Below are 6,314 nucleotides of genomic sequence, written 5' to 3' on the forward strand. Positions count from 1 at the left end.
ATATACAATGAAAGTAATTTACTTATTTATAACATGTTTCTTAATTCATTTATCTATTTCTGCACAAGAAATAACAATGGATCAACTTTTTGAAATTGTATCTTGTAAGAGTGATGAAGTTTATGATACAAGTAGTTGTTTCGTGAAAATTGTTAAAGAACATAAATATACCAGACTGGATTATGATAAAGGAGATGAAGGTTATACAGGCAGTAAGATTGGAGCTAGAAAGATGCATTACGGACCAAAAAGTACAGATAAAACGGCTAAAATAAATTCAATTTATTTTTTAGTTTTCCAGCTAAAGTTTATGTCTATAATTTATACAGATGATGAACAACACTTTAATGATTTATACCAAACAGTTTCTTCATCTAAAAAATATGTAAGAATGCCAAATAAAGAGGGAAGTAGCAAGTTTAAAGATTGGGTTTATCAACTAGTTGAAAACCCAAATTATGAAATCACTTTTATCAAGCATCCTGAATATAAAGGTGGAGACTTTTCAATATCTGTTTCCAGACGCTGGTAAATAAGAAAAGTTTAATTAAACGATATTATATTCTTAATAAGGTCGCCAAATCTTTTGATTTGGTATTAAAAGAGAAAATTAAAACAATCCCGAAGTTTCGGGAGCGAAAGATTTGGCTTGTGGCTAAAACGAAAGTAATCGCTTGTTTTCTGCCCAACTTGCCATATGTTTAACATTATACTTAATTGAAGATTAGAATGAAAAAGTTACTTAAATGGATTAAGCGAATTTTAATAGCAATCATTGGCTTAATCGCAGTTTTAATGATTGGCCTTTATATCACTTTCTTCTTTTGGAAAAAAGCTGCAATTCAAAATTTACCTCAAAATTCGAAAGTCATAACTACCTCCGAAGGACCTGTAGAATACACTTTAAAGGGTAATTCAGACCGATATATGCTCATGATTCATGGATCTCCAGGTAGTGTACATGTTGCAGGGGGTGAATCATTTCTTAAGAAAGGTTTTAGTGTGTTGGCGGTCTCAAGACCTGGTTATTATAAAACACCTTTATCCTCTGGGGGAACCCCCAAAGATGAAGCGGCACTCTATAAAAGCTTATTAGATGAGCTAAAAATTGATGCTGTATATGTCAATGGAATATCTGGTGGTGGTCCCCCAAGTATTCAGTTTGCGATAGATTATCCAGACAGATGTGCAGGACTGATACTATCTGCAGCTGTTTCTGAAAAAATGGAAGACACAACGGATGACAATGGCCTTTTAAGTTCCTTCTTTCAAACTGAATTTGGTACATGGTTAGGAATTCAAATTGCTAAAACTCAAATGTCAAAGGAAGAAGGTGAAATCATGGATTGGTTTGTTGAAAGAGGTCTATTCCCATTCGTGTCAATTGATGATGGTTTAGAAAACGATAACAATGTGGTCTTCCATTTAAAAGATTTAAAATTGGATCAAATAATGTCTCCTACCATCCTATTTCATGGTGATAAAGATGATAACGTTCCTTATTCTCACTCACAGAATGCGGCCAAAAGAATACCAAATTCAACGCTTTTTGAAATGAAAGGAAAAGACCATTATGTTTTTTTTACTTCCTATAGCGATACTATTAATACTGAAATCATGCAGTTTATCGACAATATAGAAACACAAGTAAAATAAGTATAACACGGTATGTAAAATCATAGCACCTTTCGTGATGCTACGTACCAACTATTAATCGTTATATCTAATTACAACAAAAATTATGAGAACAATTATAAATAAAATTAAAACGCTAACATTTTCAATTTTGTTTATAGTTGCGTTAATGGGGTGTAACTCAAAAAACAAAGATAAAGAGTCCATTAAAGACGCTCAAAGAGTGGCTTCCCAAAATGTCCTTTCCTCAGTGATTGATTCTATTCATTCAGAAATAAATGATGGATATTATGGATTAATTGACCGCTTTATGGTCATACAAAATGATGAGTTATTGGCAGATTTTAAATATAAGCAGGACAATAAAACTATTGTTCAAAAATATGACACAACTAATCATCAATATAATTTCAATAGTACAGATTGGCATCCATACTACAAGCAAACTGAATTACACACCCTTCAATCTGTAACCAAAAGTATTACTTCAATCCTTTTAGGTATTACGTTAGATTTGAACGAAGATTATAATGTTGACAACAAAATAATGCCTTTGTTGACTGGTTATGATACTTACTTTCTAGATAAACGAAAGCAAAATATATCTATTAAAGATTTATTGACAATGAGAAGTGGATTACAATGGAATGAAGAGACTGACCATAATGATACTACAAATGACTGTTTTAGGCTGGAATCAAGCGACAACTGGGTAGAATATGTTTTGAGTAAGCCTATGGATATCATACCAGGAATAAGATTCGTGTATAATGGAGGAGGAACTGTTCTTTTAGGTAAAATCATTAGAACCATTACGGGCAAACGAATTGATGATTGGGCAGAAGAAAAATTATTTGAGCCACTCGGCATTACAGATTACTATTGGAAAGAAACGCCTGATGGAGAAATTGATACAGAAGGAGGTTTATATCTTAAGGCAGAAGACTTGGCTAAAATTGGTTCATTGTTTTTGAACAAAGGGAAATGGAATGGTAAGCAAATTGTATCTGAAAGTTGGGTTACAACATCCACAAGCCCTTTACTTAAAAACGTAAAACCTCAATGGAAAAGTGTTACGGGATACGGGTATCAATGGTGGATTCCTGAATATACGGATAATGACAAAACCAATATTTATTCCGCCAACGGATATGGAGGTCAGTATTTAATGATAGCACCAAAACATAATTTAATAATTGTCTTTAATGGTTGGAATATAAATAATGAGCCAGAACAGTCAACTTATAGAGCTTTGCAAGACAGAATAATTCCGACACTTAAGAATAAATAACCGAGTATAACACGGTATAAAAATAATTGCTCAATTTTGGGTGTAACCAAAGCTCGTTGCAAGTTTACTACGTCTCATTTTCCTACGGAAAATCCTCGCATGTAAACCCGCAACCCTTTTTATACCAACCGTTGTGCTTCATTAAGAAAACCACTAACCAATGATAAAATTTTTTAGACGTATTCGTCAAAACTTACTTAAGGAAAACAAAACTGGAAAATATCTAAAATATGCAATCGGAGAAATTATTCTGGTAGTTATTGGAATTTTAATTGCTCTAGGTATAAATAATTGGAACCAAAACAGAATTACTGAAAATGAAGAAGTCGCAATTCTAAAAGCGATGAAAACAGATTTTTTGGAAACCCAAAACAGAACTAAAGCGACAATCAAAAATCAAGAAACCGTCGTTAAGTTTTGCTACAAATTGCAAATGACAATGAATGAACAAAAAGATATTGATTCTATTGGAGAATATATTTATCGCGGAGCAATATCATACTGGAGAGTAGAACCCGTTAATGGAACTTATGATGGACTGATTGGCTCTGGTAAAACTGACGTTATAAAAAATCAAAAATTGAAGAGTTTACTTGCAGAATTTTCAGCAGAAATCAAATATGGTTTTGAAGATGAAGACTTTTGTTTAGAATTGACATCATCATTGGTGGAGAAATCGAGTAATTATGCTGCCTATTTGGAACCTGAAAGAGATAGAAAAAGTAATGGTTTAAACAAACCAATAACTGAAGAAGAAAGAAATAGTGCAATTATTAAACATCTAAAAAATGATTCGTTTTTAGGTGTTTTGGTAACAAAATCTGATTTAGAAAAGAATAGATTGGAATATCAAAAAAATATTTTAAAGTTTGTTGAAAATATTATAGTACAAATTGAATCCGAATTAGTGAAAAAAGAATAACGAAAGCACAACAAAGTACTGTTTACATACTGCTATTCATGCTAAATTTCACAGAGCACTTTGATAACACTTATTACCTAGATTTATAATTTGCTTTATTGCCATTTTAATGCTACATTTGAAAGGCTGTCGCTAAATAAAACCCTACTCCAACCCAATTGAAGTGCTGTTCACCTTAGCTACGTAAATTCAAGAAAATACGATAATAATTAACGGGGATAAACGTAATACGTTTATACAATAGTTAGCGGTAATTTAAAAAAAACGAATGAAGTACATAATAATAAGCGTAATTGCAATTGTAATTATTTTTATTCTTTTCAATCAATTTAGAGGAAAAAAGGAAAACAATGTAATTAGTCAAAACAAAAATAGTGTTGAGACTAAAGAAAACACACCTGAAAAAGAAAAACCGACTCTCGGGACATTAAAGAAAATAAAGAGCGAAGATTACAACAGGTTTATACTTACAAAAAGCACAACAGAAAGTTACATTCTCAAAGGAATTAAAGAATATGGAGAACTTTCAGGAAATGAAGAATACAAAATATACAATTTCGGAATTGCGGAATACGGAGATTGGAAAATTATAAAAGCTGACCTATCGATTAGTTTTTATGTTTATCACAATCTTGTTGGCTGGTTAAGTGGATATGAGGAAAACACAGCGATTCCCGAACTTTCAATTGGATTTTCTAAAAATAAAACTGATTCACAAGAAGATTACTTGTTCTTTTTAGACCCTGAAAACGAATATGGAGACACGCAAATCGGAACTTTTAGAAACGGAAAATCATTTTCAATCTATTTACCAGAAGCCTATGACGAGTATGGAAATCTAACAATTAGCAACGAAATTCAAGTTTCAATGAAAGAAAATACGGATTATATCTCTGAACAAGGACTTAATATATCGGAGATTGAATCTTTGAAATATACGGAACATAAAATCAAAATGAACGAATAAAAACTACCGCTAACAAAGAACTGAGTTAAAAAACAAACAAATTCTTCATTAAATTTTGACACTATTATTCTTTGTCAATTAAAATAAATTCTAAGTTTCAATTGACTATTTTTATTATTATTTAGCATTCATTTACCTTCGCACAGATACAAAACCCTCATCATAGGGTAATCCTGATTTTGCTATGGCAAAAGCTTGTTTTAACAACTTGTTAGCTACTGCAATTAAAGCCAGTTTCTTGCTTTTCCCTTTGTTTACAATACGCTCATAGACTTCTCTACAAGCTTTATTGTGTTTACAGGCCGAAAATGCACATAAAAACAAAAGGTTTCTTAGCTTTTTATTGCCAACCTTACTAATTCTACTTCTACCTCTTACACTACTGCCTGATTCTCTTATTGTTGGCGTAATTCCAACATAGCTACATAATTGAGAAGAATTTTCAAATTTGGAAAAACCATCTGTAATTACAATTAAAAACAAAGCAGTCTTCATTCCTATGCCTGGAATACTCTGCAAGAGTGTTAATTGTTGTTGCTGATCTTGCTTTACTAATGATAATAGCTTGGTTTGAATTCCTAAAAGTTCTTTATCTAAATGTTTCTTGTCTCTTTTTAAAGATCGATAAACCCATTTTGATGGAATACCTAATACTTCTTCTCCATGTAATTTGTTCTTGGTAGCTGTTCTTTTCTTTAAAAAACTATCCATTAACCTAAAGAGTTGTAAACATTCGCTTTGCACATCGGTAAGTGCATTATAAAGTGGAACTTCATTAACTAATCCATACTCACAAATGGCCTTAGCATCACTTTTGTCCGTTTTTACTTTTGCTAATTTCATTTGGATAAAACGCTTTACAGATAAAGGATTGACTACGGAAACTATTACTTTTTTACTATATAAAAACTGTGCAAACCTGTAATGGTAATAGCCCGTAGCTTCCATAACAACTAAACTATTAATAACTAATTTTTTTTGAAACTTATTAAAACCCGTTTCATCATTTTTAAATTGTAAATGACCTTGCTTACTGCCATAACAATCAAAAACATCTTTACTAATATCAATTCCAAAAGTTTCAGTATATTTATTCATAAGAAATGATTTATGAAAGAACAACCTACTTGACTCACAACAACTTGAAAACGAGATCTAGGTCTCACAGAACTGAACGTGATTTTTAGTAGAAAAGAGAGAGGATTATCAATGTTGTCGAAGTCTATAGCTTCACCGTATAAATTAACCTTAATTCTCTCTTTTGTTCTTTCTGATTATAACTCTAAAAGTAGAGATTGTAAACTTAAGCCGTATAAAAATAATTGCGGCTTAGTGCTTAATCAAAGGTCGTTGCGTGTTTGTAACGTCTGATTTTCCTTCGGAAAATCCTCGCATACAAACCCGCAACTATTCTTATACATAAACGTCAGACTGTCTAATAACTTCTAACATTTTCTTTTAAAAGAATCATATTGGTTTTATAACTTTTTTGTATCTTC

The 6,314-nt window shown here is 31.6% G+C and carries 6 protein-coding genes; 5 read left to right on the forward strand and 1 reads right to left on the reverse strand.

Annotation, left to right across the window (positions count from 1 at the left end; all coding sequences use genetic code 11):
* Positions 1 to 7 precede the first annotated feature (7 nt).
* From D3P13_RS20910 to D3P13_RS20930, 5 genes are all read left to right on the forward strand, one after another.
* Positions 8 to 532, forward strand: a complete 525-nt coding sequence (locus D3P13_RS20910; RefSeq protein WP_117885438.1) for a hypothetical protein — start codon at positions 8 to 10, stop codon at positions 530 to 532.
* A 197-nt stretch (positions 533 to 729) separates the two neighbouring features.
* A complete protein-coding gene (locus D3P13_RS20915; protein ID WP_117885441.1) occupies positions 730 to 1,656 on the forward strand; it encodes an alpha/beta fold hydrolase in 927 nt (308 codons plus the stop codon).
* An 85-nt stretch (positions 1,657 to 1,741) separates the two neighbouring features.
* A complete protein-coding gene (locus D3P13_RS20920) occupies positions 1,742 to 2,926 on the forward strand; it encodes a serine hydrolase domain-containing protein (protein ID WP_117885443.1) in 1,185 nt (394 codons plus the stop codon).
* A 160-nt stretch (positions 2,927 to 3,086) separates the two neighbouring features.
* Complete coding sequence (locus D3P13_RS20925; RefSeq protein WP_117885445.1) at positions 3,087 to 3,848, forward strand: DUF6090 family protein; 762 nt, start codon at positions 3,087 to 3,089, stop codon at positions 3,846 to 3,848.
* Positions 3,849 to 4,116: 268 nt separating this feature from the next.
* On the forward strand, positions 4,117 to 4,815 hold the full coding sequence (locus tag D3P13_RS20930; protein ID WP_117885447.1) for a hypothetical protein: 699 nt from the start codon (positions 4,117 to 4,119) through the stop codon (positions 4,813 to 4,815).
* Between the two features lie 132 nt (positions 4,816 to 4,947).
* Here the strand turns inward: D3P13_RS20930 and D3P13_RS20935 are convergent, their stop codons facing one another.
* Positions 4,948 to 5,913 (reverse strand): IS110 family RNA-guided transposase, encoded by a 966-nt coding sequence (locus tag D3P13_RS20935; protein WP_117885449.1) that lies wholly within the window; start codon positions 5,911 to 5,913, stop codon positions 4,948 to 4,950.
* Between the last annotated feature and the right edge of the window lie 401 nt (positions 5,914 to 6,314).

The organism is Aureibaculum luteum (assembly GCF_003449015.1).
Classification (GTDB): domain Bacteria; phylum Bacteroidota; class Bacteroidia; order Flavobacteriales; family Flavobacteriaceae; genus Aureibaculum; species Aureibaculum luteum.